A 22,987-nucleotide genomic window follows, 5' to 3' on the forward strand; every position below is an offset into this window, starting at 1 on the left:
TTAGGGCCTGTTGTATTTTCTAAACCAACTGTTAACTTTCATCTGTATAACACCGAAGAAGGCCTCCCGAAAGATTTTGGTACTCATTTTTGATGTACCTTCCGTTCTATCCGTAAAAATGATCGGAACTTCCACTACTTTAAACCCATACTTCAAGGTGGTGAATTTCATTTCTATCTGGAAGGCATAGCCCACAAATTTGATCTTGTCGAGCGGTATAGTTTCGAGTACCTTGCGTTTGTAACAAACAAAACCGGCGGTGGCATCACGAATGTCGGTCCCGGTAATCAATCGTACGTACCCCGAAGCAAAATAAGATATTAACACCCTTTTCATAGGCCAGTTTACCACGTTTACCCCTTTGATGTAACGTGATCCAATGGCCAGGTCGGCTCCTTCGATACATGCCCCCCGTAGGCGGATAAGGTCATCCGGATTGTGTGAAAAATCAGCGTCCATCTCGAATATATACAGATAATCTCTTTCTAGACACCAATTAAATCCATGGATGTAAGCCGTACCCAGCCCGAGCTTTCCTCTCCGCTCTTCTAAATGTAGGGAACCGTTAAACACTGCTTGTAAACCCCTTACAATATCAGCCGTTCCATCAGGCGATCCATCGTCAATAACTAAAATGTGATAAGGAAAAGAAAGCGAAAACACTTTGCGGATAATCCTTTCTATATTCTCCTTTTCGTTGTAAGTGGGTATGATAACGATGCTGTCTGACACGGCTTCTTTCCAGTTTTGGTTTTCAAATTACGAAAATAAGGAAATATTATGAGCTATCAGTTTTCGGCTATTAGATTTCAGTAATGTCTCGTTTCTGTTGCTGATAGCCTATTTCCGATAGCTCATTCCAATTATTTTACACCGTGCATCATCTTTTTTAGAATTCCTGAAATAAGAAACAGTATAAGTGCAGCTGTGCCGGAAAGCGTTACGAAAACCATGAAAAATTCATATAGATTATGAACGGTGAAGCCTACAAAAGTTGGGTAAACAATATCAATTTTCTCTTGCGCTAATATAGCCACTTGCTCTGCCGTCGGTTTTACGGCTCCGTCCAATATTCCCTGTAGGTCAATCCCTTTAGACGCGGCAAATTCGAATTTATCCCCTGTAGGAGGAATCAACGCTCCCAAAGTACCTGCTAGGGCGTAACCTGCTGCATTGCCTATAAACCACACGCCCATCAGTAGGGATGAGAAACGTTTAGGTGCGAGCTTGGAAACCAGCGATAACCCGATTGGAGAGAGGCACAATTCACCTAGTGTATGGAATAAATACATAATGAATAGCCAATGAACAGCCAGCTTGCCGGTCAATCCAATCTTGGCAACTTGAACGGCAATGATGTAGTAACCAATGGCTAGTAACAAGAGTCCGATAGCCTGTTTAACAGGAGAAATTGGCTCCAGATTACGTTTTTGCAACTTTAGCCAAAGCCAGCTGAAAGGAAGGGCAAATATGATGATGAATATGGAATTGGCGTTTTGAATAAAACTAGGCGGAAGCTGATAGCCCAAGAAGTTTAAATCAGTCTGTTTATCGGCAACGAAGGTTAGCGATGAGCCCGCTTGTTCGAAAGCTGACCAAAAGAAAATGACGAAGAATGCGATGATGTACATCACTACAATACGATCGCGCTCTATTTTGGTAATGGTTTTATCCGTTAATATCAGAAAAGCTAAGCTTAAGGCCGAAGCGTATATAAAAGGGTAGACCCAGCTTTTAATGGGATTTGGATCGAGTGAAAGGAAGTGAAAAATAATATACAGAACTACCAATACCAACAGGGATGCCACAATTGAGCCTGTCGTAAATTTTGCCTTTTCCGATTCTTCTTCCGCTTGCTTATGATCGGGATGAAAAGAAGGTTTGGCACCAACAGGCTTTCCATCGGGTGACGTTACGTATTTGTTCTTCAGGAAAAAAAACATAACGGTACCCAAAAACATCGCTAAGCCGGCCGCCAGAAATCCCCATTTAAAGGCTTCGACCACACGCACGTCACCCACCTTAACGTCACCCAGGAAAGGGCATACAGACATCCCGAGAAATGCGCCTACATTGATACCCATGTAAAAAATGGTGAAAGCGGAGTCGAGCCTGTTATCTCCTTTATTGTAGAGTTGGCCTACCATCGAGGAAATATTGGGTTTAAAAAAACCATTTCCAACGATAATAATAGCTAAAGCAGTCCACATCACAAATTTTGCAAGATCGAGATTAGATGCATAGACTGATCCGCTAAAGAATAGGCACAACTGGCCAATACCCATAATTGCTCCACCTAGTAGGATACAGTTTCTGTTTCCCAGATAACGATCTGCAATATAGCCTCCAATCATGGGAGTCAAATAACTTAGACCGAGAAAACCGCCATAAACAATTGAGGCATCTTTGTCTGAAAAAGCAAGCGCGTTAACGAGAAATAATGTAAGTAACGCCCGCATCCCGTAAAAATTAAAGCGCTCCCACATTTCCGTGGTGAACAGTACATAAAGTCCTTTGGGATGACTTTGCTGGTTTGATTGTGGTTCTTGTGATAATGTTTTCGTTTGATTCATGTTGTTGATTTGTTTAAAGGTTGATTTTAAACTTATTACAATGTTGGTTTTTTGTTTTTTGTGTGACCTTAGTGTATTTAATAAATGGCGCAAGATAGCTAGACCGCCTCATTATAACAAAATTTATCTGCTAATAATGGAAAAAAACAGAATAGAAATTCTTTCGACCCTGCGCCATCTCGATCTTATATTTATAAGTTTTTCATTATAAAATCAGTCATTTTACCATATAAGTGAATGCTGGTGTTGCCACCGTGAATTCCATGGTTTTTATTAGGATAATAAGCTTGTTCAAAGGGCTTATTAGCTTGTATTAGCGCTTCGGAGAACATAATGCTGTTTTGAAAATGCACATTGTCATCACCGGTACCGTGGATCAAAAGGAATTTGCCCTTTAAACGATCTGCGTAATTGATAGGAGAGTTGTCGTCATATCCTTGCGGATTTTCTTGTGGGGTACGTAGGTATCGTTCGGTATAAATGCTGTCATAATAGCGCCAGGTAGTGACGGGGGCAACCGCAATAGCGAGCTTGAAAATATCGGCACCTCTGGTAATACAGAGCGATGCCATATAACCACCATAGCTCCAACCCCAAATACCGATTCTTTCAGGATCAACATAAGGCTGTTTGGATAACCATTTCGCCCCTTCAATTTGGTCTTCCGTTTCAAGTCTGCCTAAATTGAGATAGGTTGATTTCTGAAATTCTTCACCTCTGAAACCGGTTCCCCGATTATCTATACAGGCCACAATGTAGCCTTTTTGTGCTAAGTAATAGAACCATAAACTTCTGGATCCGGTCCAGGAATCGGTTACATTTTGGCTCCCCGGGCCGCCATAGACATACATTAGGACCGGATATTTTTTACTTGGATCAAAATCAACCGGCTTAACGAGATAGCCATTTAAGTTGATGCCATTTGCGGTTGAAAATTGAAAGAACTCCGAACCTTTTATGCCGTATTGGTCAGCGATTTGTTTGGCTTTCTTATTATCTTCCAACACACGTACAAGACGGCCATCCTTGTCATTTAATGTGATATAGGCGGGCGAATGGGTATCGGAATGATTTAGAATGTAATAACTAAAATCGGTACTAAAGGTGGCACTATTGGTGCCTGGGGAGTTACTAAGTTGTTTTTTGTTTTTACCGGTTACATCAATGGCGTAAATATCACGCTGAAGAGGTGATTTTTCGGTCGATTGATAATAAGCGGTTCCGGTTTTTTCGTTGACACCATATAATTTGGTAACAAGCCATGCGCCTGCCGTTATTTGACGTATCTTGTTTCCGTCCATATCATAAAGATAAAGATGGTTGTACCCGTCGTGTTCGCTTGTCAATAAGAATTGCTTGCCATTTTGTAGGAAAGTGAGGTCGTCATTGACGTTAATATAGTATTTGTTTTCCTCCGTGAGTACCACTTTCGAAGTGCCGGTGGTTACATCCGCAAATAGGTAGTCGAGCTTATTTTGGTGCCGATTCATGCGCAACACGCAAAGCAAATTTGGGTTTTGCGTCCATTTTATGCGAGGAATATACTGGTTTTGCTCATTCCCAACATCAATGCGTGTTGTCTTCCCATCTGCCAATTGATAACAATGTATGCTTACAATCGAATTTTTCTCTCCTGCTTTTGGATATTTATATTGATACTCGTGTGGATACAATTGCTCGAATATCGTCATCGAGTATACCGGCACCTCGGTTTCATTGAATTTATAATAAGCAATTTTTTTGCTGTCAGAACTCCAGAAAAAGGCCTTTGCAAAAGCAAACTCTTCTTCATACACCCAGTCAGCCCCACCGTTTATTATCTTGTTGGAAGCCCCATCTTGGGTGATTTGCACTTCTTGTAGGTTAAGCAGGTCTTTAATAAAAATATTATTATCACGTACAAAGGCTACTTTACTACCATCCGGTGAAAAAGTGGCAAACTGCTGTTTTCCTTTTGAAGACACTTCCGTAATTTTCTTTGAAGCTAGATCAAAAACATAGTAATTGGCTTTTGATGATCGGCGATAAATCGGTTCACTATCGGCAGCAATAAGCACTTTCGTTTCATCCTGATTAAAATCTGTACTGAGTGGCAGCTTTTTGCCTTTAAATATAATATCCTTTTCGGTATAGATCGCTTCGACAATTTTACCGTCGCGGTAGTTGCTTTTGGCTACATAAGCGATTTTAGTTTCCGGATTGCTTTCTATCGATACATAAGTTTTTCCGTCTCGAAGTGAACGTAAGCCGCTCACCGTTTTGGTATCAAAGGTGCCCTTCTGAAAAATATCCTCAAGTGTTATGTTTTTAGGAGGTTGGGCAAGCGCTGTACTTCCCATAAGCATCAATATGATTAAAGGTAGTTTCATTTTATGGTATTATAAATATGTAATTTGTCTTTGCAAGGTTTAGTATGCTATTCTGAGTTCTTTGCTATAGCGGTGTTATTAATAGATATTGTTTTAATGAGACAGCAAACATGGCGTCTAAATTACAAAATATCATAGGAAATCTAATTATTGTAATAGCATTGTTGAATTTATACCAATGCAAAGCGCTTAAAGAACGCTTAGTTTTCATTCTTCAGTGGTAAGTCCTCTTCCAATATCAGGTAATCGGTTTTGATCTTCCATGCATCGTAGCTCATGTCAGGGCCATAGTGCTCAAATTGCCCCTTCAAGGATGGTGTGGCTGGTGCTAGGTGATCCATTACGATCCGATCTTTGTCCTTTTCGTACTTCATTAACATCGTAGCACGGGCATTATAACTATAAATCAACCGGGAGGCCGTAGCAAATGCAGGGTCTTTGAAAATTTTCTTACCAAATGCAACGGAAGATTCAGTAAGATGAAGTACATCAATTACTTTCTGTGTCACCTTAGGTGTTGTGCCGCGCCAACCCAATAGTAGGTAATGCTGAGGTAAACCCTTCATGGGAATTATATCATAATATTGGGCCCCGTACCAATTGTTATTGTCTAGAGAGGCTTCCTCCGGTTTATCTATAAGAGGAGATTTGTCAACCAGTGCCTTTAAACTGAGCGATCCATCTTTTGTTCGCCATTGGATTGCTCCGTAATATCTATAGGAGCCGTCATTTAATCGGATATGCCATGAAAAAATGCGGAAATTGTTTTTCGGCTCTCTTCGAATGGCTATCATCTTTAAGGTATCCAGGTTGGTATCGTCGATCGAATGCGGACTTTTTAAGTATTGGACTAAGGTTTTAATGAATATGTAATTGGCTTGCAAACGCTCCGGTTCGTTGGTTTCGTTATACATTTTGTAACCCAAGTGGTTCAAGCTATCGAGTAACACATGATTGACTTCGATCGTTTGAGCCCTTAAACCTGATATGTAAATGATTGATATAAAAAATAAAAGTAGCGGTGCCCGTTTAGCATTTAGTTGCATATTTTCAATTTCAAGCTTTACTATTATGACAATCGTTCAATTACGAGTGCACTCGCACCGCCTCCGCCATTACAAATTCCTACAACGCCGAGGTTTCCGTCTTCCTGTCGCAGAACTGATAGCAGTGTTACCAAAATACGGGCACCGGAGGCACCCAGTGGGTGCCCGAGCGACACAGCACCTCCATAAATATTAACCTTTTCGGGATCAAGTTGAAGAAGCTGATTATTTGCGATCGATACCACAGAAAAGGCTTCATTAATCTCATAATAATCAACTTCCTTTGCCGATACCCCGGCTCGTTCTAAAGCTAGTGGAATTGCCTGTGCCGGGGCGGTAGTAAACCATTCCGGATCTTGCTGTGCGTCCGCATAGCCTAAAATACGGGCCAGCGGTTTAACACCAAGCTGTTCGGCCTTTGTTTTGCTCATGAGCACCAGTGCTGCAGCGCCATCGTTTAGTGTAGAGGCATTGGCTGCCGTAACGGTGCCTTCCTTCTGAAAAACGGGTTTTAATGAAGGAATCTTGTCGAAAAAAACATTGTTTATTTCTTCATCGGTGTCAATAGTTGTTGAATTTCCTTTTTTATCGGTTACCTCAAGAGGTATGATCTCCTGTTTGAACTTGCCATTCCGTTCAGCTTTTTGAGCTCGTTTATAAGAACTAATAGCATATTGATCCTGTTCTTCTCGGGAAATTTTACAAGAAGAAGCACATAATTCGGCCGCTGACCCCATATGGTAATCATTATACACATCCCACAGACCATCTCTGATCAAGCCATCAATTGCCTGTTGATGGCCTAATCGATACCCTGTTCGAGCTTTATCTAGATAATAGGGTACATTGCTCATGCTCTCTGTGCCGCCGGCAATGATGATATCTTGATGACCTAAAGCTATGCTCTGAGCAGCGAGCATTACTGCTTTTGTTCCGGATGCACAGACTTTGTTGACCGTTGTTGCAGGAATATTTCCCAGTCCAGCCAATTTAATGACCTGGGTAGCCGGAGCCTGCCCTAGATTGGCTGATAATACATTACCGATATAAGCTTCCTGTATGTCGTCGGCTAATAGGGAGGCTCTTTTTACCGCTTCTTTTACGGCAAGTCCCCCCAATTGTGTAGCTGTAAAGCCGGCAAGACTGCCTCCGAAACTACCAATAGGCGTTCGAGCAGCAGAAACAATGTATACTTCGTTTGTCATGTGGAATGTATTGGTTATGAAGACAAGATAGTCAAAATCTAAATTTTTTGCTAGTCATCCGAACTTTTATTGGTATCATCGGTTTTTCGCCGCATCTTTTTCCGCGTGCGGAGTGCTTCGTGTAATATATACTCGATTTGACCATTGGTGCTTCGAAATTCGTCGGCGGCCCAAGCTTCTAATTCTTTCAGCATATCCGAATTGATTCGTAAAGCAAATGCCTTTTTATCTCCCATAATACATCAGCTGGCGAATGTCTCGCTACTTTTAATTATAAAGTGTTCCGGTATTGACTACCGGAGAAACGCTCTTCTCTCCACATAATACAACCAATAGATTGCTCACCATGGCTGCTTTACGTTCCTCATCAAGTTGCACGATATCTTTAGCAGATAATCTTTCCAATGCCATTTCAACCATTCCTACAGCGCCCTCTACGATTTGCTTTCGAGCAGCTACCACTGCGGTAGCCTGTTGTCTTTGTAGCATGGCACTGGCTATTTCGGGCGCATAAGCCAAGTGTGTTATCCTTGCTTCGATAACGTCTATACCGGCCCTTTCCAGTCGTTCGTTAAGTTCTCTTTCGAGCATTTGGCTAACCTGTTGTGCGCCATCTTTTAGCGTGATAGTTGCTTCTTCGTCTTCAAAGTTATCATATGCAAATAAATTGGCCAAATGTCGTACTGCAGCTTCGCTTTGCACTTGAACGTACTGAATGTAATCGTCAACTGCAAATAACGCTTTTGCGGTATCTTTTACCATCCATACCGTAACGGCTGCTATTTCTATCGGATTTCCCAATTTATCATTTACTTTCATTTTATGCCCGTTTAGGTTGCGCGCTTTTAGTGATACTCTCTTCCTGACCGCAAACGGATTGATCCAAAAGAAGCCTTCCTTTTTCACTGTTCCGATATAATCTCCGAAGAGAATCAGCACGTTTGAGTCGTTCGGATTAATAACCGTAAGACCTTTAAGGATCGCCAACGAAATCGGAATGCCAAGAGCAACCATCCAAGTGTTATTGTACATGGCGCCGGCAAAGATCGCAATTGCAACAATCAAAAGCACAACAATAGCTATATAGCCTGATACCGCAGTAGTAGATTTTTCTTCTTTCATGATTTTCATGTTTTATAATGATATCACAATGATATCAAAATAAAATGAAAAAATCAAAAAAAGAGCTCGCGTTAACAGGATAAAATATTCATAAGAATAGACCAAAAAAAACCTTCGTTAATATAAGTCTCTTGTTAAATGTCTTGTGTTTGGCGCGCAAAATTTTATGGGCATCGCCCTATATAAAACAATTTTCTATAAGTTTGTATTAGGTTTTAAAGAAATCAAATCAAAAAAGTGTCAAAAAATAGAAGGACTCCATCTGTATATTCAAATAATCCGGCCGTTTTTAAATATGGGATGATGGTGCTCAGCGTCATCGTTATCTGCATATTTTTACCAAAACAACCGCGGTTTAGGTTTGAGTACGAAAAGGGTAAAATATGGATGCACGAAGATTTAATCGCACCCTATAATTTTGCCATCCTTAAAACGCCGAACGAGATAAGGGCAGATCGAGAACAAGTGCTTGAATCTGTATATCCCGTTTACGATAACCATACAGAAACCAAGGGGGAGGAGACTGAACGCTTTTTAGCTGAATTTGAAGGAAAGTGGAAGGGAAGTGGGCAGGAAGATCGGGAGATGGGGCTCTATAGTCAAACAGTTACGCAAATTTTAGCACATATTTATGATCGTGGAGTTATTGGACTGACTAAAAAGTTCCAAACAAAAGGAGAGCATTATAATTTTAATCTGGTAACGAATAATATAACGGAAAAAAAGAACACAGCGGAAGTATATACCAGAGAAACTGCCTTAGCCTATGCCAACAGTATCATCGATTCTAAAAGCAGTATAACTGAAAAAGATTGGTTAAAAAGCTTAGTAGGCGATTATATACAGCCCAATTACGTTTACAATGAGCGTCTTACGGATAAACTGATTGCCGAGGCTATTAATAATATATCTACTACTCGGGGGATGGTTCAACGCGGAGAGTTGATAGTAGCAAACGGCAGTATGGTGAATAACGAAGTTTTTCAGAAGGTCGAATCTTTGCGAATGGCTTATGAAGAAGAAGCAAAGATAGGTGGGGATAGAAATGTGGTGGTGATCGGGCAATTTCTAGTAGTAGGATTGGTTGTCACCTTGCTAATGGTTTTTCTTTATCTCTTTAGGATTGACGTATTTTCCAATAATCGTCTATTGTCCTTAATTTTATTGGTGGTTACCGGAATGTTGATCGTTTTATCATGGTCCCTTAAATTAAAGCTGTCAAGTTTATACTACATTCCGTTCTGCATCGTGCCGATCATCGTTCGCATTTTATTTGACACGCGTTTGGCGCTCAATATTCATCTTCTCATGGTGTTGGTATCGGGTTTCTTTGTGCCTAACAGTTTTGAATTTGCCTTTTTACAAGTAACTGCCGGGATGGTAAGTATATATAGCATTAAGACATTGATTAAAAGAGAGCAATTTCTGATTTCATCGGTGATTATTTTGCTTACCTATTTTGTGGCGTATCTTGGTATAATCTTAATCCGGGATGGTTCGATCGAAGATGTAGGTTATGCTTCGTTTGTTCCATTTATTGTCAGCGTTGGCTTGACCTTGTTAGCGTATCCGCTTATTTATGCATTTGAGCGACTATTTGGTATCACATCGGACGTAACCCTTATGGAGCTCACCAATACCAATTCTTCCCTATTGCGTGAATTATCCTATAAGGCACCGGGTACTTTTCAACATTCATTACAAGTTGCCAATTTAGCCGAAGCGGCCATTTATAAAATTGGCGGAAACGCCTTATTGGTAAGAGCAGGTGCCCTCTATCACGACATAGGTAAAATGCAAAATCCGCAATATTTCATTGAAAATCAGACAAAGGGATATAATCCACACGATGGGCTAACCTTTGAGCAAAGTGCTCAGATCATTATTTCACACGTAAGTAAGGGCATCGATATGGCGCATAAACACCAACTGCCGGAGTCGATCATTAGCTTCATTCGGACACATCATGGAACTACCCGTACCGATTATTTCTATAATGCTTTTATTAAAGCGCATCCTGATAAAATCGTTGACGAGCAAGTTTTCCGTTATCCCGGGCCCATTCCTTTTTCAAAAGAAACTGCCGTTTTAATGATGGCCGATTCGGTAGAGGCGGCTTCCCGGAGTATTAAGGAGCCTGATGCAGAAAATATAAGTAACTTGGTCGATAAAATTATTGATGGTAAATTAGCGCAAGGACAGTTGCGAAACAGTAATATAACGCTACAGGAGGTAGAAGCCATTCGAGCCATATTTAAGCGAATGCTGATGAGTATTTACCATGTGCGGGTAGATTACGATGTGAAAAAGACGAGAGAAGTTGAATAAGTCGCTCGCAAGCAAACTTGGTAATAGCCATTAAACACAAAAACCCGACTTCATCGGGTTTGCTATTGTTTGGCGGTGAGGGCGGGATTCGAACCCGCGGTACCGTTTCCAGTACGACAGTTTAGCAAACTGTTCCTTTCGGCCTCTCAGGCACCTCACCTCCCTTTTGGGATTGCAAACCTAATACAAAAAATTATTATTTCAAATTTTCTGAATACCAAATCCAAACATTTTTTTTATCAATATGCTATCATTTTGGAGGTCAAGCTGATAAAAAAGGAAAAAGGAATGGCGCCGTGCTTTCAAAGTCAGGGGGAAAGCACTTTACTATCGTCTGTTGATCATATCCGACAACCAACTTGTTTACTTAACCTACATTTCGGTATAAAATTTATAATACAATTCTATTAGTTAACTAATTATATTGATAGAACGTTTCGCAGTAAATTTGTTTGTATTAATAAAGTTATTATGTCAATAAAGAAAATATTTATTACAGGTGCTACAGGCTATATTGGAGGATCAATAGCTAAGTTATTAGTAGATAAGGGATATAAGGTTTCGGGGTTGGTAAGAAAGGAAAGCGACACAGAGAAGCTAAAAGAGCTTGGCATAAATCCCGTATTGGGCACGCTACAAGATGCACCGCTGTTGAGAGAAGAGAGTAAAAAAGCAGATGCAATTATCCATGCTGCCGATGCTGATGATCCTTATGTCATCGATACTTTTTTACAGGCGCTTAAAGGAACGGATAAAACATTTATCCATACTTCTGGATCCAGTATATTGGGAAATAAGGAAAATGGAGAAAAAAGTAACTTCATATACACAGAAGATATTCCGTTGGATGCGCGCTTTGAAAAGGTACATCGCGTAATTATCAACAATCATATTATTAAATCGGCACAACAAAGAATTCGTAGTATTGTGATTGTACCAACTATGATCTATGGAGAGGGGTTGGGGCTAAAGAAAGAAAGTATACAGATCCCCATGTTGCTAAAGTTATCTAAAGAAAGAGGTGCCGGCGTTCACATTGAAAGTGGCGAGAATATTTGGTCTAATGTACATATTGAGGATTTGGCAGAACTTTATCTGAAAGTGCTTGAAAAAGCAAAAGCAGGCTCTTACTTCTATGCAGAAAATGGAGAGTCCTCATTGCGAGATATTGCGCTTTCTATTAGTAAGAGAATAGGTAGGGAGGGGCAGCTGAGTTCTATTAGTATGGATGAAGCTGTATCCCACTTTGGATCAGAAGGCGCTTACTTCGCGTTAGGATCAAATAGTAGATGCAGTTCCGATACAGCTAGACACTTATTGGGATGGACGCCAAACTATTCTTCGATACACGATTTTATTTAAAGGTTGAATGGGCTATTTTCTTCATTATTGTACAAAATGATTTGGTATCATCAGTAAATAAATTATTTTTGTGGCACATTCAGGGAAATTAGCTCAGTTGGTTCAGAGCACTGCCTCGACAAGGCAGGGGTCACAGGTTCGAGCCCTGTATTTCCCACTTATTATTATTTATCGTTCTCTTCTTTGTATCCTCCTTTCACTGAAAGTTATTGAACACATTTTTTGACTGCCGCTATGCATGAATATGTTTTTTGCGATAGACTAGAAAAAGTGCTTTAATAAATGTTAAATAGACATCAAAAATAGTCGTTTCTATAAATTTAGCCTACCTTTGTGGCAACTAATCAAGAGAATGCATATGGATATAAGCCTTTCCCCAATTTATAAAAGCCTTTCGTTCGTTTTATTTTTATTAGCTCCCTTTATCGCTTTGGCCCAAGATACAGAAGGGAATCTCTTTCCTGATGGAACAAAAATTCCTAAATGGTTTTCTGATACTTCCAAGGTTCCGTTAGAAAAGTTAGGAAAGCCCTACGTGATCACAGATTTTGGTGTTTCTGCGGATAGCACGATTGTACAAACGAAAGCTATTCAGCAGGTGATAGATCGAGCAGCAGAAAACGGTGGCGGTGTTATTATAGTCCCTAAAGGAACGTTCATGAGCGGTGCTTTGTTCTTTAAGCCTAAGACCCATCTGTATGTTGCTGATCGTGCTGTTTTAAAAGGCTCTGATAATATTGCCGATTACCCTAAGATTCCCTCAAGAATGGAAGGACAAAACCTCGACTATTTCGCAGCGTTGATCAACGCTTATGGAGTAAACGGCTTTACTATATCCGGAAATGGGGTGATTGATGGGAATGGACTTAGGTATTGGAAAGCATTTTGGAAAAGAAGGGAAGAAAATCCAAAATGTACTAATTTAGAAGTTTCACGGCCTAGATTGGTGTTTATTTGGAAGTGCAATGATGTGCAGGTACAAGATGTCAAACTGAGAAACGCCGGTTTTTGGAGCAGCCATTATTATCAATGCCATAATGTTAAAATTTTAAATGTACGTATTACTTCTCCGCATGCGCCGGTCAAAGCACCAAGTACGGATGCCATTGATTTAGATGTCTGTACCAATGTGCTAGTCAAAGGGTGTTATTTGTCGGTTAACGATGATGCCATTGCGCTGAAAGGAGGGAAGGGGCCTTGGGCTGATCGCGATCCCGGTAATGGCGGAAACTACAATATCCTTATTGAAGATTGCGAATTCGGTTTTTGCCACGCTGCTTTAACTTGTGGAAGTGAAGCTATTCACAATAAAAATATCCTGATGCGGAATTGTAGCGTGAACGATGCTAAAAGACTGTTATGGTTGAAAATGCGACCGGATACACCGCAAAAATACGAATTTGTGACAGTGGAGAATATAAAGGGAAATGCTTATAGTCTGATTTATGTAAAGCCTTGGACGCAGTTCTTCGATCTGCAAGGTAGAAAGGATGTACCGCTGTCATATTCGGAAAATATTACCTTACGGAATATAAATTTGACTTGTGAGGTCTTTTTTGATATAGACGTAAATGAATACGATAAATTATCAAAATTTACCTTTGAACATCTCAATATCACAGCTAAGAATGCGAGCTATAACAAGGGCTTGGTTCAAGATCTTTCCTTAATCGATGTGAAAGTAAACGAGCTGACGATACGTTAATAGATAGTAGAGAAATTCAACCTTGTGCTAATAATGCCGCGGACTTAGGTGCGTCCAAGTGGAATGTATTTTAATACAAACACCATAACGAGCAGTAAAGGAAAATCCCTGCTAATTAATGCCTATTTATATTGGATATTTCAAAGACTTTTGTAACTTTGTAATTCAAAGTACTTTTATGAAGGAAAAAGACCTGATGGCGGAATTAAGCTCCATCCGCAGCTTAATGGAACGTTCTGCCAAATTTATATCGCTCCATGGTTTATCCGGTGTGCTAGCGGGCATTTACGCGCTTATCGGTGCATATATCGGATACCGATTAGTTTATCGGACCGATAACGGCATGACTTATGACAATTATTCCCTGCACGATCAGGAAACTATTAGCAAGCTTGTGGTAGTCGCCGTCTTGGTACTCATACTGTCAATTACCACCGCGGTCGTATTGAGCGCACGAAAAGCGCAACAACGTCATCAGAAGATCTGGAATACAGCAAGTAAGGCCTTATTGCTCAACGCAGGCATACCTTTATTAACGGGGGGGCTATTAATTCTGATTTTATTATATCGAGGCTATTTCGGAGTGATCGCGCCAGCTTGTCTTATTTTCTACGGCTTGGCATTGATTTCCGGTAGCCATTATACATTTAACGATGTGAAATGGTTGGGTATACTGCAAGTGATTTTAGGTCTTTTTGCAGCAATGATGCCTGGATATGGGTTATTATTCTGGGCAGGTGGCTTTGGGGTCCTTCATATAATTTATGGTTCGGTAATGTATGCTAAATACGATAGGGCAAAATAGTGTTAGAACAATTTAATAAAGCATTTGAAAGTCGTATACGCTTGCAGATCATGAGCGTATTAGCAGCAAATGAAAGTTACGACTTTAGTTCGCTCAAAGACTTATTAGAAGTAACAGATGGTAATCTTGCTTCGCATTTAAAGGCGTTGGAAAAGGAAGAATACATATCCGTTAATAAAAGCTTTATTGGGCGCAAACCCAATACTCGTTATGAGGCAACGCAAAGAGGGATAGAAGCCTTTAAAAAGCATTTGGAATCACTGGAAAAGCTTATTAAACAACAAAAATAATTTTTTTTATCTATGTACTTTGAAATACAAAGTACTTTTAATCTAAAAAAATGGAAAATCAAAAAGAAAAAAATGGCTTACTAACTTGGTTAAGGAGGTCTGCAACAGCAAAATTAGCAATGGTTGGTTTCCTCAGTTTGCTATTACTTATCCCTTCTTCATGGGTAACTGATCTTATCCGTGAACGGCAAGGGAGGCAGAAGGAAGTCATGGACGAAATAGCAAAAAGCTGGTCAGGCAACCAAAATGTAATCGGTCCTATTTTGGTTATACCATATACGGCATTTCAACGGATCAAAGATGATAAAGGCAATATTACTATTGAAGAAGTTAAACAACATGTATTTCTAATGCCTAATAATCTCCACGTCCACGCAGACGCTCTACCGCAGCTTCTACATCGCGGAATATTTGACGCGGTCGTTTATAATGCGAAAGTATCGATTAAAGGCGACTTTGAAGAATTGGACTTAAAAAAATTAGGTATTGATCCGCAACATTTATTATGGGATAAAGCCCAGCTTCTGGTAAATATACGAGATGTTAAAGGGCTTAAAGAGATTCCAAAGATTAATTTGGGCGATACAACGGTTGCAATGGAACCCAGCTTTTCTGATGTACGTGTCTTCAAAAATAGTCTCGCCAGCGCTATCGATTTAAGTAAAAAGAGAAGTACCCAACGTTCTTTTAGCTTTGAACTCCAGCTTAGAGGAAGCGAAGGGTTTTCTTTAACACCTATTGGAAAGAATACCCATTTTGAATTAACCGGGAAATGGAAAGACCCTAGCTTTATCGGTAGCTATTTGCCCGAAACACGGAATATTTCTGACTCTTCTTTTGCTTCCCAATGGAACATTCCTCATTTTAATCGTCCTTTCCCTCAGCAATGGGTGGATAATGATGGCGCTCGCTTAAGCGACGCTGAATCCGGAAATAGCTGCGGGGTAAATTTCCTGTTACCGGTAGACCAGTATCAGAAAAACATGCGTTCTGCAAAATATGCCATGTTAATTATTCTGCTTACGTTTGTATCACTGCTATTTACCGAGTTTATAACAAAAAGCTTTGTGAATATTGTGCAATATGTGTTGATTGGCTTGGCGATGGTGGTTTATTATACATTGCTTTTATCTTTTAGCGAGCAGCTTGGTTTTACATGGGCCTATATCATTGCCTCTTTGGCTACTATTATATTAATTGGTTCTTTTATTTCCACTATTCTTAAAAAGGGGAAATCTGCTATGCTGTTAACCGGTATTCTTGCAGTTTTTTATATTTTCATATATGTTATAATTCAACTGCAGGAAATGGCTTTGTTAGTAGGAAGCATTGGCTTATTTATTGTAATAGCCATGCTCATGTATGCTTCCTCCAAGATTTCTTGGGAAAATAATGATTAGCGGTGTCTAAAGGTACCATCGAACCGTTCATTTCGATCATAGTGCCTGTCTGCTAAAGGTAGGCAGGCACTATGTTTTTCAACCCCATTCCGTAAGCTAGCAATCGCGGGATGATATGAAAGAAGATGACGTTTTAGCCCTTTTAATAGTTAAGCTTATGAATTGCCGTAATGGTCCCGCCCTCTACTTTTAAACCTTTTTTAGCCGTTGCCAGATTTGCGTCAAACACATATACGAAGCTGCCTTCACTCGCTGTAGTAATGCCAATATAACCCCGTATACCGTCTAAAGGGACAAAATTGTTAATGGTAGTTACACTGGTAATGTCCTCCGGTGTCCCTGTAACCCATTTAAAGGATTTATTGCTGACATCTGCAATGGCAAATTTTCTGGCTTGTCCGTCTGTGCTATTGGGTTCGGCATATAGGGTAAGTATGAATTTATTTTCGCCTAAATAGGTCCAAGCGGCAATGTGGTAGCCACCTGAAACTTCCTCCACATTGAAAAAGTAATTTTGGTCGAACTCCTCCGTGGTACGGTTAATTCGTACAATCGCAGAAGGATTCGTTGTTGTAAGCTGCGAATTGTTTGTAGCAGCGGCAGGGGAAAACGCATACACTTCACCTAACTCGGTTTCAACCAAACCATTTAGAAAGTAATCGCCAATGTAGCTGGTGCGATTATCTCGGATAACTTTTTCCACCTTTAACTCCGGGTAAGACAATACGGCTACCCAACTACTGTCGGGAAAAGCTGTTCCGAAAGCATCACCGCAACAACCCTTGATACTCATATACGGCGCGTATATTTTATTACCAACTTGGGTTGCCCAGGTAAAATGTGCCCGTTCGCCATTTCCAGCCAGTTGAACAATGTTTACCTGCTCTTCACCAACTACACGATATTGTCTGGCATCTACGCGATACATTTGCGAAAATTCATTACCGGATCGAGGCACTTTCATGAGGAGAATGTCGTTTTGTGCCGGTGCAAAAACCTGTACGGTTTCCGATTTAAAGTCGGAGACCTTAACTAATTTGCCCAATGAGTCGAGGCGGTACGTTGTTACGGCACCTGGATTCCCTTGTCCGTATAACAAGCTAAAGAATCGGTTTCGATGAGTTACATAATAACGATACGACCCATCCTGCTCTATACCATTTCCCTGCGTGGTTATCATGCCGTTCTCTAAGTCATCTGCCAGCAATAGGTAATCAGCGACACCTTGCGTGCCTACCGGGGTAGCAGTCACGACATATTTAGACTTGCCTGTCAGCACATCGTCCCCGTCATTTACATTAAAATATTCGAGCGGTTCATCACATGCCGCCAATTGCAATGCAGCAAAAAAGAAAAGTAAAGATTTATAGCGTGTTTTCATCGTTTGATCAGTTTTAATATTTATTAATAAAATAACGCAGTTTAACATAGAAGGCCCGGCCTGGTTTCTGTAGCGAGAAGTTGTCGTATAATCGGTTGTTAACGATGTTTTTGCATTCTAAACCGATATTATATTTTCCATTCGCTAAGGTGTAGGTTACATTTACATCCTGATTCCATTGCCGCGGAATATCACGTTTTGTCTGGGTATCCCCTTGGCTTGGCCAGGATAAATAATAAGCGTGTACATAAAGGATATTATACCCTAAACTAAGCGTATTGCCTTGTTTTCCCACATTATTAAAGAATAAGGAGGCGTCGCCATTGCCAAAAAGATAAGGCATATTGGGAATTCTATCACGGTATAGCGGACTTTCCATGGTGTATCCGTCTTCATATTTTGTATTATTGCGTAAATTCTGATAAGTCATATTTACGCCCGCCGTAAAAATATTCTTAAATGAATAACGTACTTCACCATCAACGCCCAAATTGGTGACATCTGCCAGGTTTCCTAAGAGTTGCTTCGTTTCGTTCGGATTTAAACGTGGTCTGATAAAATCTTTCGCATTGCGATAAAGTAGATTTCCGTCGAAACTAAAACGATGAACTTGGTTGATATGCGTTTGGTAGCTGAAACCAACGTTGAAATTATCACTTTTCTCGGGTTTCAAGTCAATATTACCCTCTAAATTCAGTAAATCACCGAATAACTCTTCTGCTTCAGGTAGTCGATAACTGCGTTCGTAAGACGCCTTCAATTGTAGATTTGGAAGAATAAAATAGGTGCTGGCAATGCCATATCCTATTTTATTGATACTGTTGCTCAATTGATTATAGGCCACATCTCCCCAACCACCACTTGGATTATAACTCTGAGAATAATCAGTACGTTGGTAAAAGTGCTTAGCAAATACAGAAGTATTCCATTTTTCGTTAGCAGCAAACCGATACCCCAAGCCAAGTACATTCTTTCGTGTCTTCCGTGGTTGATCATAATTCTCATCTTCCGGAAATAATTCATCCGAGCCTTTGCGATTAAAGGTGGTTACTACATTGTTTAGGTTGAAAGAATGTTGCTCGTTCAGTCTGTAGGCTAGATTCGCCGTTACGATCCCATTGTTGTTTTTATATTTATACATGGACCGTTGCCTTTCGCTGCCCTCCCCAGGGTATTCTTTAAACTGCCCAAACCAGTTATAACGACGATATGCCGTATCAATGTTCTGTTCTTCTCCGAGATTAATATTTCCGGTAATTCGTAAATCCAAACCTTTAAGAAACAGATCCTTTTTTATGTATTTAACGCTTGGCATTACAATGTTTCCTCGCCGATGCCAAGCACCGAAAACACTTTCCATGCGGGCCCCCGTCTGCACTTCGGAGAAGTTTTTACCTAGCGTCACGCCTAATAATAATTGATCAGCGAATGACTTGTTTACCACACCTGCATTGGCAATGACTGTCTCATTGTGATAATTATCATGAAAACGTCTTACTTTAATGTTTTGGTAAATTTGTTGGGTATACAAATCCGTTTCGGTCACGGTTACTTTGTAGTCGTTATCTGAATAGTTCTGAAATGCATTTAAGCGAAAAGTAAAACCTTTAGGTGACGTATATGCCAAATTAACGGCAGATCGATGCGTATTGAAAGAGCCATACGAATAGGAGGCGTCTAGGTAGTTCTGCTTACTGTTGTCGGTCACGATGTTTACGGCTCCTCCTAAAGCATCAGATCCCAACCAAACAGGCACGACCCCTTTATAAACTTCCACGCGTTCAGCAAGGTTGATCGGGATATTGTTTATCTGAAAGGACGACCCGAAATTATCCATCGGTATGCCATCAATAAAAAACTTTACTTGTCTTCCGGTGAAGCCGTTAAGTGAAAAATTAAAGGTCGATCCTACACCGCCGTTTTCCCGTACACGCACACCGGATACCCGATCCAATGCATGAGATAAATCTAACGTAGTATTGTGTAATTTGCTAGCATCCAAAGATGTCACATTGTAAGCCTGTCGATTGATCTCTTGATTGGAGGTGCGACCGATTACCGTAACTTCTTCCATTTGATTAATGTCTGGAGTTAAGCTAAAATCGACAACTAGATCGCTATTATTAAGTTGTATTGTTTTTTCTGCCTTTTTGAAACCAACTACCGATACAATTAAACGATGTTTTCCATTTGCTACTCGTTGAAGCAGGTAAATACCCTGTCCGTCGGTATGTGCAGCTGGACCATTAGTGATTTGAATGGAGGCGCCTACAACAGGAGCCCCGTGTTCATCCGTGATTTTTCCCGAAATGGAAGGTGCCTTTTTTTGTTGGGAATAGGTTGAGAAAAACAGGAGGCATAAGCTTCCCATTAGCAAAATTTTCTTAATTTGCATTGCTTTTAATATTGACTAAGTGTTAAAAGTTACCTGACAAAATGTTAGGAGGCTATACAGGTGCGAACTGTATGGCCTTTATTTTTGCCAAAGATAGCATCTTATTTAGAATAATTAAAAATAAATAAAATCTTTAATCAGTCGCCATCAACAGCTGGTGTTCTTTTCCCCATTTTTCTAACATTCCAAGTATTGGCTTCAACCGCTGTCCGCTTTCGGTTAATTCATATTCAACACGAGGAGGGACCTCCGCGTAGACGGTACGTTTCACCAACTTATTTTCTTCCAGCTTTCGTAATTGTAAAGTCATCATACGCTCGGTTATGTTCGGAAGTTTCTTTTTTAGCTCACCGAAGCGTAGTTTTCCATTAATCAGATAGCAGCATATCGCTAATGTCCATTGCCCACCAATAAGGTTTGCTGCATATACTTCCATGCATTCGGAGCTTAGTGCTTGTTTATTTTCGAAATTAGTTGAGCTTTCCTTTATTTTCGTCATACTTACATTTTTGTTGGTACCAAACAATGGGATGCTAATATACCAAATCGATAGTTACCACGCTATTTTTGTGTGAAAGATATACAAGCGATATGAAAACATTAATAATCGTAATTCATTCAGATCTTAAACATTCGGTTATCAACAAACGCTGGTTGGAAGAATTAGCAAAGTATCCCGATCGGTATGTTGTGCATGACTTACACCAGGTCTATCCGGATGAAAAACTGGATATTATAAATGAGCAGCAGTTAGTGGAGGCCTATGATAAAATCGTATTCCAATTTCCGTTTTATTGGTTCAACTGTCCTCCCCTTTTTAAGAAATGGTTAGACGAAGTGTTAACTCATGGATGGGCATACGGCAAAGGTAGTAGTTATAAATTACAAGGGAAGAAGCTGGCCATGGGCATTACGGCAGGTATTGAGGCGGAAGACTATCATCCTGCCGGAAGGTATAAATATACACTGGAACAGTTAGTCGCCCCGTTTGAGATAACGTTTGAATATGTACGGGCCGATTACCGATCTTTCTTTGCCTTTTATGGAGCAGAACATCGAGCCATCCCCCAACGAGTGGAACAGAGTGCCCTCGACTATCTTGCTTTTATTGATGCTTTGTAAAGAGAATACGTTGCTAATTTCAACCAAGGCGAGTTCATGGACTCGTTTTGGTTAAGTTAGGACAAATTGGTAAGCTAACCCTGTTCAGAAATTAATAGACCCTTAAGTAAAGATAGAAAATGTTCATTGGCAGTATAAAAATATCGATAATTAATAATGAGATAAAGAATGCCGGCATAACCATATCTGATCCGAATCGGCTTCCAAAAAGCGCCAAAATTCTTTACTGATGCAGGTGTATAATGCTCATCAAAACCGTAATACAGTTCTTCAATATTGCTTAATGGAATGCGCTTGTATTCACTCCCATCTAAAATTATATCTGCTTCAGTTAGGATGATATGTCCTTCATGTTTGGCAAGCGGAGGAGTAAATAAAAATGTCGTATGATAAATCGTTCGTTGTAGCCCATTTGTTGGATCTCAAAATCATGTATCCATAATGCACGCCCTTCGAAAAGTAGTCGTTGGTTCATATGTCGATAAAATTACAAATTAATATAGACGCCGTTCCATCATGTTTTCAGGATGAGCTAGTGGTTTAAAACCGTACTTTTTATATAAACCGTGAGCATCCTTGGTTCCCAAAGCCCATCGTTTTATTTGCTGAAGATCCGGATGTTCCATAATCGTAGTAATCAGTTTTTTACCTAAACCGAGGCCTCGATAATTGTCGAGAATGAAAACATCTAATAGCCAGGCGAAGACGGCATAATCTGTTATGACACGTGCAAAGCCAACTTGCTTATCTGTCGAGTCCAGAAGCGTGAAGCAGAGTGAGTTCGCCACGGATCGTTCGACAGTCTCCCGAGACCGGCCCTGTGCCCAATATGAATCGTTATGTAAAAAGTTAAAAACGATCTCCATATTTATGAGTGATTTATCCGTTGATATATAATAAAGCTCGTTTTTCATCAGAATATCTTCTTTAACTTCCTAAATATAATAAATTTACGCTTTTATCATTCGGGAAAAATCAAAAAAAAGGTTGGCAGGAATAAACGTAGTTTAATCCTGTCAACCTGAACTTAAAATTGGAGCAATTTATTCTTTGGGTATCTTACAACATCATTCCTCCTGAAACCTCAATGCGTTGACCATTGATCCATTTAGCATCCTCAGTACATAAAAAGGCCACTACACCGCCGATATCGTCAGGTAAACCGACTCGTCCTAAGGCAGTAACACTAGCGACATGGTCATTGATTTCTTTATTATCCCGTACACGACCGCCACCGAAATCCGTTTCGATGGCGCCCGGTGCCACAATATTGGCGGCAATACGGCGAGGACCCAGCTCTTTCGCCAAGTACCTCGTAAGCACTTCAATTGCTCCTTTCATAGAGCCGTAAGCCGAAGAACCGGGAAAAGAAACCCGGGCCAAACCGGATGAAATATTAATAATACGGCCGCCATCGTTAATAAATGGTAAAGCCTTTTGCGTTAAAAAAAAGACCCCTTTATAGTGGATATTCAACACCTCATCAAATTGCTCTTCTGTTGTTTCTGCAAAGGGAGCATAAAGTGCGGTTCCGGCATTATTAATAAGAAAATCGAAATGTTTGTTCCCATTCTGTTCTGTCAAATAATTGCTTACACGCAGCAGAAAATCGTCAAAGGATTTGATGTTACTGGTGTCCAATTGAAAAGCGATTGCCTTTTGGCCAAGCGATTGAATTTCTGCTACCACATTGTTTGCCTCGCTTTGATTGCTGTTATAAGTAAGAATCACATCAATTCCTTTTTTAGCAAGATTAATGGCCATATTTTTGCCTAGTCCGCGACTGCCGCCGGTTACCAAGGCAATTTTACTTTTTGTTGTCATTGTTTATCTCTTTTTATTTGATAACACAAAGATCTATCAAAACGTGAGGAGATGTTTGCA

Annotated in this window: 19 protein-coding genes and 2 tRNA genes; 8 read left to right on the top strand and 13 right to left on the bottom strand. The window is 40.2% G+C overall.

All coding sequences use genetic code 11. The features are described 5' to 3' along the window. The 7 genes from ACH11B_RS13250 to ACH11B_RS13280 form a co-directional block, all read right to left on the bottom strand. On the bottom strand, positions 1 to 732 hold the full coding sequence (locus ACH11B_RS13250; protein ID WP_377612280.1) for a polyprenol monophosphomannose synthase: 732 nt from the start codon (positions 730 to 732) through the stop codon (positions 1 to 3). 131 nt (positions 733 to 863) lie between these two features. Continuing rightward, the gene (locus ACH11B_RS13255; protein WP_130856968.1) at positions 864 to 2,573 is read right to left on the bottom strand and encodes a peptide MFS transporter; all 1,710 of its coding nucleotides are present in this window, start codon (positions 2,571 to 2,573) and stop codon (positions 864 to 866) included. A gap of 191 nt (positions 2,574 to 2,764) precedes the next feature. Continuing rightward, the gene (locus ACH11B_RS13260) at positions 2,765 to 4,942 is read right to left on the bottom strand and encodes a S9 family peptidase (RefSeq protein WP_377612278.1); all 2,178 of its coding nucleotides are present in this window, start codon (positions 4,940 to 4,942) and stop codon (positions 2,765 to 2,767) included. Between the two features lie 200 nt (positions 4,943 to 5,142). Further along, positions 5,143 to 5,988, bottom strand: a complete 846-nt coding sequence (locus tag ACH11B_RS13265) for a hypothetical protein (RefSeq protein WP_289553633.1) — start codon at positions 5,986 to 5,988, stop codon at positions 5,143 to 5,145. Between the two features lie 23 nt (positions 5,989 to 6,011). Continuing rightward, on the bottom strand, positions 6,012 to 7,193 hold the full coding sequence (locus ACH11B_RS13270; RefSeq protein ID WP_149105370.1) for an acetyl-CoA C-acyltransferase: 1,182 nt from the start codon (positions 7,191 to 7,193) through the stop codon (positions 6,012 to 6,014). A gap of 50 nt (positions 7,194 to 7,243) precedes the next feature. Beyond that, complete coding sequence (locus ACH11B_RS13275; RefSeq protein ID WP_149105371.1) at positions 7,244 to 7,429, bottom strand: Arc family DNA binding domain-containing protein; 186 nt, start codon at positions 7,427 to 7,429, stop codon at positions 7,244 to 7,246. A 31-nt stretch (positions 7,430 to 7,460) separates the two neighbouring features. After that, positions 7,461 to 8,315, bottom strand: a complete 855-nt coding sequence (locus ACH11B_RS13280) for an SPFH domain-containing protein (protein WP_289553636.1) — start codon at positions 8,313 to 8,315, stop codon at positions 7,461 to 7,463. 237 nt (positions 8,316 to 8,552) lie between these two features. Between ACH11B_RS13280 and ACH11B_RS13285 the strand changes: the two genes are divergently transcribed. Continuing rightward, on the top strand, positions 8,553 to 10,643 hold the full coding sequence (locus ACH11B_RS13285) for an HDIG domain-containing metalloprotein (RefSeq protein WP_013665753.1): 2,091 nt from the start codon (positions 8,553 to 8,555) through the stop codon (positions 10,641 to 10,643). Positions 10,644 to 10,713: 70 nt separating this feature from the next. Here ACH11B_RS13285 and ACH11B_RS13290 read toward each other — a convergent pair. Continuing rightward, positions 10,714 to 10,803: transfer RNA gene (locus ACH11B_RS13290), tRNA-Ser, on the bottom strand. 311 nt (positions 10,804 to 11,114) lie between these two features. Here ACH11B_RS13290 and ACH11B_RS13295 point away from each other — a divergent pair. The 6 genes from ACH11B_RS13295 to creD all read left to right on the top strand — a co-directional run bounded on the left by ACH11B_RS13295 (position 11,115) and on the right by creD (position 16,205). After that, positions 11,115 to 12,005, top strand: a complete 891-nt coding sequence (locus ACH11B_RS13295; RefSeq protein ID WP_377612275.1) for an NAD-dependent epimerase/dehydratase family protein — start codon at positions 11,115 to 11,117, stop codon at positions 12,003 to 12,005. Between the two features lie 82 nt (positions 12,006 to 12,087). Beyond that, positions 12,088 to 12,162 (top strand) — tRNA-Val (locus ACH11B_RS13300). 201 nt (positions 12,163 to 12,363) lie between these two features. Continuing rightward, positions 12,364 to 13,710 carry a glycoside hydrolase family 28 protein gene (locus ACH11B_RS13305; RefSeq protein WP_377612273.1) on the top strand — a complete coding sequence of 449 codons (1,347 nt, stop codon included), beginning with the start codon at positions 12,364 to 12,366 and terminating at the stop codon, positions 13,708 to 13,710. A gap of 178 nt (positions 13,711 to 13,888) precedes the next feature. Beyond that, entirely contained in the window at positions 13,889 to 14,515 is a 627-nt protein-coding gene (locus tag ACH11B_RS13310; protein ID WP_377612271.1) for a hypothetical protein, read from the top strand. Further along, positions 14,515 to 14,805 carry a transcriptional regulator gene (locus tag ACH11B_RS13315; RefSeq protein WP_013665757.1) on the top strand — a complete coding sequence of 97 codons (291 nt, stop codon included), beginning with the start codon at positions 14,515 to 14,517 and terminating at the stop codon, positions 14,803 to 14,805. Before ACH11B_RS13310 ends, ACH11B_RS13315 begins: the two co-directional genes overlap by 1 nt. Before the next feature lie 50 nt (positions 14,806 to 14,855). Then, positions 14,856 to 16,205 (top strand): cell envelope integrity protein CreD, encoded by a 1,350-nt coding sequence (gene creD / locus ACH11B_RS13320; protein ID WP_377612269.1) that lies wholly within the window; start codon positions 14,856 to 14,858, stop codon positions 16,203 to 16,205. A 142-nt stretch (positions 16,206 to 16,347) separates the two neighbouring features. On the opposite strand, the gene ACH11B_RS13325 is transcribed toward creD, so the two are convergent. The 3 genes from ACH11B_RS13325 to ACH11B_RS13335 all read right to left on the bottom strand — a co-directional run bounded on the left by ACH11B_RS13325 (position 16,348) and on the right by ACH11B_RS13335 (position 20,480). Further along, a complete protein-coding gene (locus tag ACH11B_RS13325) occupies positions 16,348 to 17,586 on the bottom strand; it encodes a DUF4374 domain-containing protein (protein WP_130856984.1) in 1,239 nt (412 codons plus the stop codon). Between the two features lie 13 nt (positions 17,587 to 17,599). After that, positions 17,600 to 19,981: a TonB-dependent receptor domain-containing protein gene (locus ACH11B_RS13330; protein WP_377612267.1), complete on the bottom strand. Its 2,382-nt coding sequence runs from the start codon at positions 19,979 to 19,981 to the stop codon at positions 17,600 to 17,602. A 133-nt stretch (positions 19,982 to 20,114) separates the two neighbouring features. Continuing rightward, positions 20,115 to 20,480, bottom strand: a complete 366-nt coding sequence (locus ACH11B_RS13335; RefSeq protein WP_377612264.1) for a winged helix-turn-helix transcriptional regulator — start codon at positions 20,478 to 20,480, stop codon at positions 20,115 to 20,117. Positions 20,481 to 20,572: 92 nt separating this feature from the next. On the opposite strand from ACH11B_RS13335, the gene ACH11B_RS13340 reads away from it, so the two are divergent. Beyond that, a complete protein-coding gene (locus ACH11B_RS13340) occupies positions 20,573 to 21,103 on the top strand; it encodes an NAD(P)H-dependent oxidoreductase (protein WP_149105374.1) in 531 nt (176 codons plus the stop codon). Positions 21,104 to 21,597: 494 nt separating this feature from the next. Here the strand turns inward: ACH11B_RS13340 and ACH11B_RS13345 are convergent, their stop codons facing one another. Next, positions 21,598 to 22,017, bottom strand: coding sequence for a GNAT family N-acetyltransferase (locus ACH11B_RS13345; RefSeq protein WP_377612262.1), 420 nt, complete (start codon positions 22,015 to 22,017; stop codon positions 21,598 to 21,600). A gap of 145 nt (positions 22,018 to 22,162) precedes the next feature. Continuing rightward, positions 22,163 to 22,927 carry an SDR family NAD(P)-dependent oxidoreductase gene (locus ACH11B_RS13350; RefSeq protein WP_013665765.1) on the bottom strand — a complete coding sequence of 255 codons (765 nt, stop codon included), beginning with the start codon at positions 22,925 to 22,927 and terminating at the stop codon, positions 22,163 to 22,165. Positions 22,928 to 22,987: the final 60 nt, after the last annotated feature.

The organism is Olivibacter sp. EAT-5 (assembly GCF_044784325.1).
GTDB classification, from domain to species: Bacteria; Bacteroidota; Bacteroidia; order Sphingobacteriales; family Sphingobacteriaceae; genus Olivibacter; species Olivibacter oleidegradans.

Excerpts from the sequence above, each read along its gene's own strand:
- ACH11B_RS13255 (WP_130856968.1), bottom strand. The coding sequence starts at position 2,573 with ATGAATCAAACGAAAACATTATCACAAGAACCACAATCAAACCAGCAA.
- ACH11B_RS13260 (WP_377612278.1), bottom strand. The coding sequence starts at position 4,942 with ATGAAACTACCTTTAATCATATTGATGCTTATGGGAAGTACAGCGCTT.
- ACH11B_RS13265 (WP_289553633.1), bottom strand. The coding sequence starts at position 5,988 with ATGCAACTAAATGCTAAACGGGCACCGCTACTTTTATTTTTTATATCA.
- ACH11B_RS13270 (WP_149105370.1), bottom strand. The coding sequence starts at position 7,193 with ATGACAAACGAAGTATACATTGTTTCTGCTGCTCGAACGCCTATTGGT.
- ACH11B_RS13275 (WP_149105371.1), bottom strand. The coding sequence starts at position 7,429 with ATGGGAGATAAAAAGGCATTTGCTTTACGAATCAATTCGGATATGCTG.
- ACH11B_RS13280 (WP_289553636.1), bottom strand. The coding sequence starts at position 8,315 with ATGAAAGAAGAAAAATCTACTACTGCGGTATCAGGCTATATAGCTATT.
- ACH11B_RS13295 (WP_377612275.1), top strand. The coding sequence starts at position 11,115 with ATGTCAATAAAGAAAATATTTATTACAGGTGCTACAGGCTATATTGGA.
- ACH11B_RS13305 (WP_377612273.1), top strand. The coding sequence starts at position 12,364 with ATGGATATAAGCCTTTCCCCAATTTATAAAAGCCTTTCGTTCGTTTTA.
- ACH11B_RS13310 (WP_377612271.1), top strand. The coding sequence starts at position 13,889 with ATGAAGGAAAAAGACCTGATGGCGGAATTAAGCTCCATCCGCAGCTTA.
- creD (WP_377612269.1), top strand. The coding sequence starts at position 14,856 with ATGGAAAATCAAAAAGAAAAAAATGGCTTACTAACTTGGTTAAGGAGG.
- ACH11B_RS13325 (WP_130856984.1), bottom strand. The coding sequence starts at position 17,586 with ATGAAAACACGCTATAAATCTTTACTTTTCTTTTTTGCTGCATTGCAA.
- ACH11B_RS13330 (WP_377612267.1), bottom strand. The coding sequence starts at position 19,981 with ATGCAAATTAAGAAAATTTTGCTAATGGGAAGCTTATGCCTCCTGTTT.
- ACH11B_RS13335 (WP_377612264.1), bottom strand. The coding sequence starts at position 20,480 with ATGACGAAAATAAAGGAAAGCTCAACTAATTTCGAAAATAAACAAGCA.
- ACH11B_RS13340 (WP_149105374.1), top strand. The coding sequence starts at position 20,573 with ATGAAAACATTAATAATCGTAATTCATTCAGATCTTAAACATTCGGTT.
- ACH11B_RS13345 (WP_377612262.1), bottom strand. The coding sequence starts at position 22,017 with ATGAAAAACGAGCTTTATTATATATCAACGGATAAATCACTCATAAAT.
- ACH11B_RS13350 (WP_013665765.1), bottom strand. The coding sequence starts at position 22,927 with ATGACAACAAAAAGTAAAATTGCCTTGGTAACCGGCGGCAGTCGCGGA.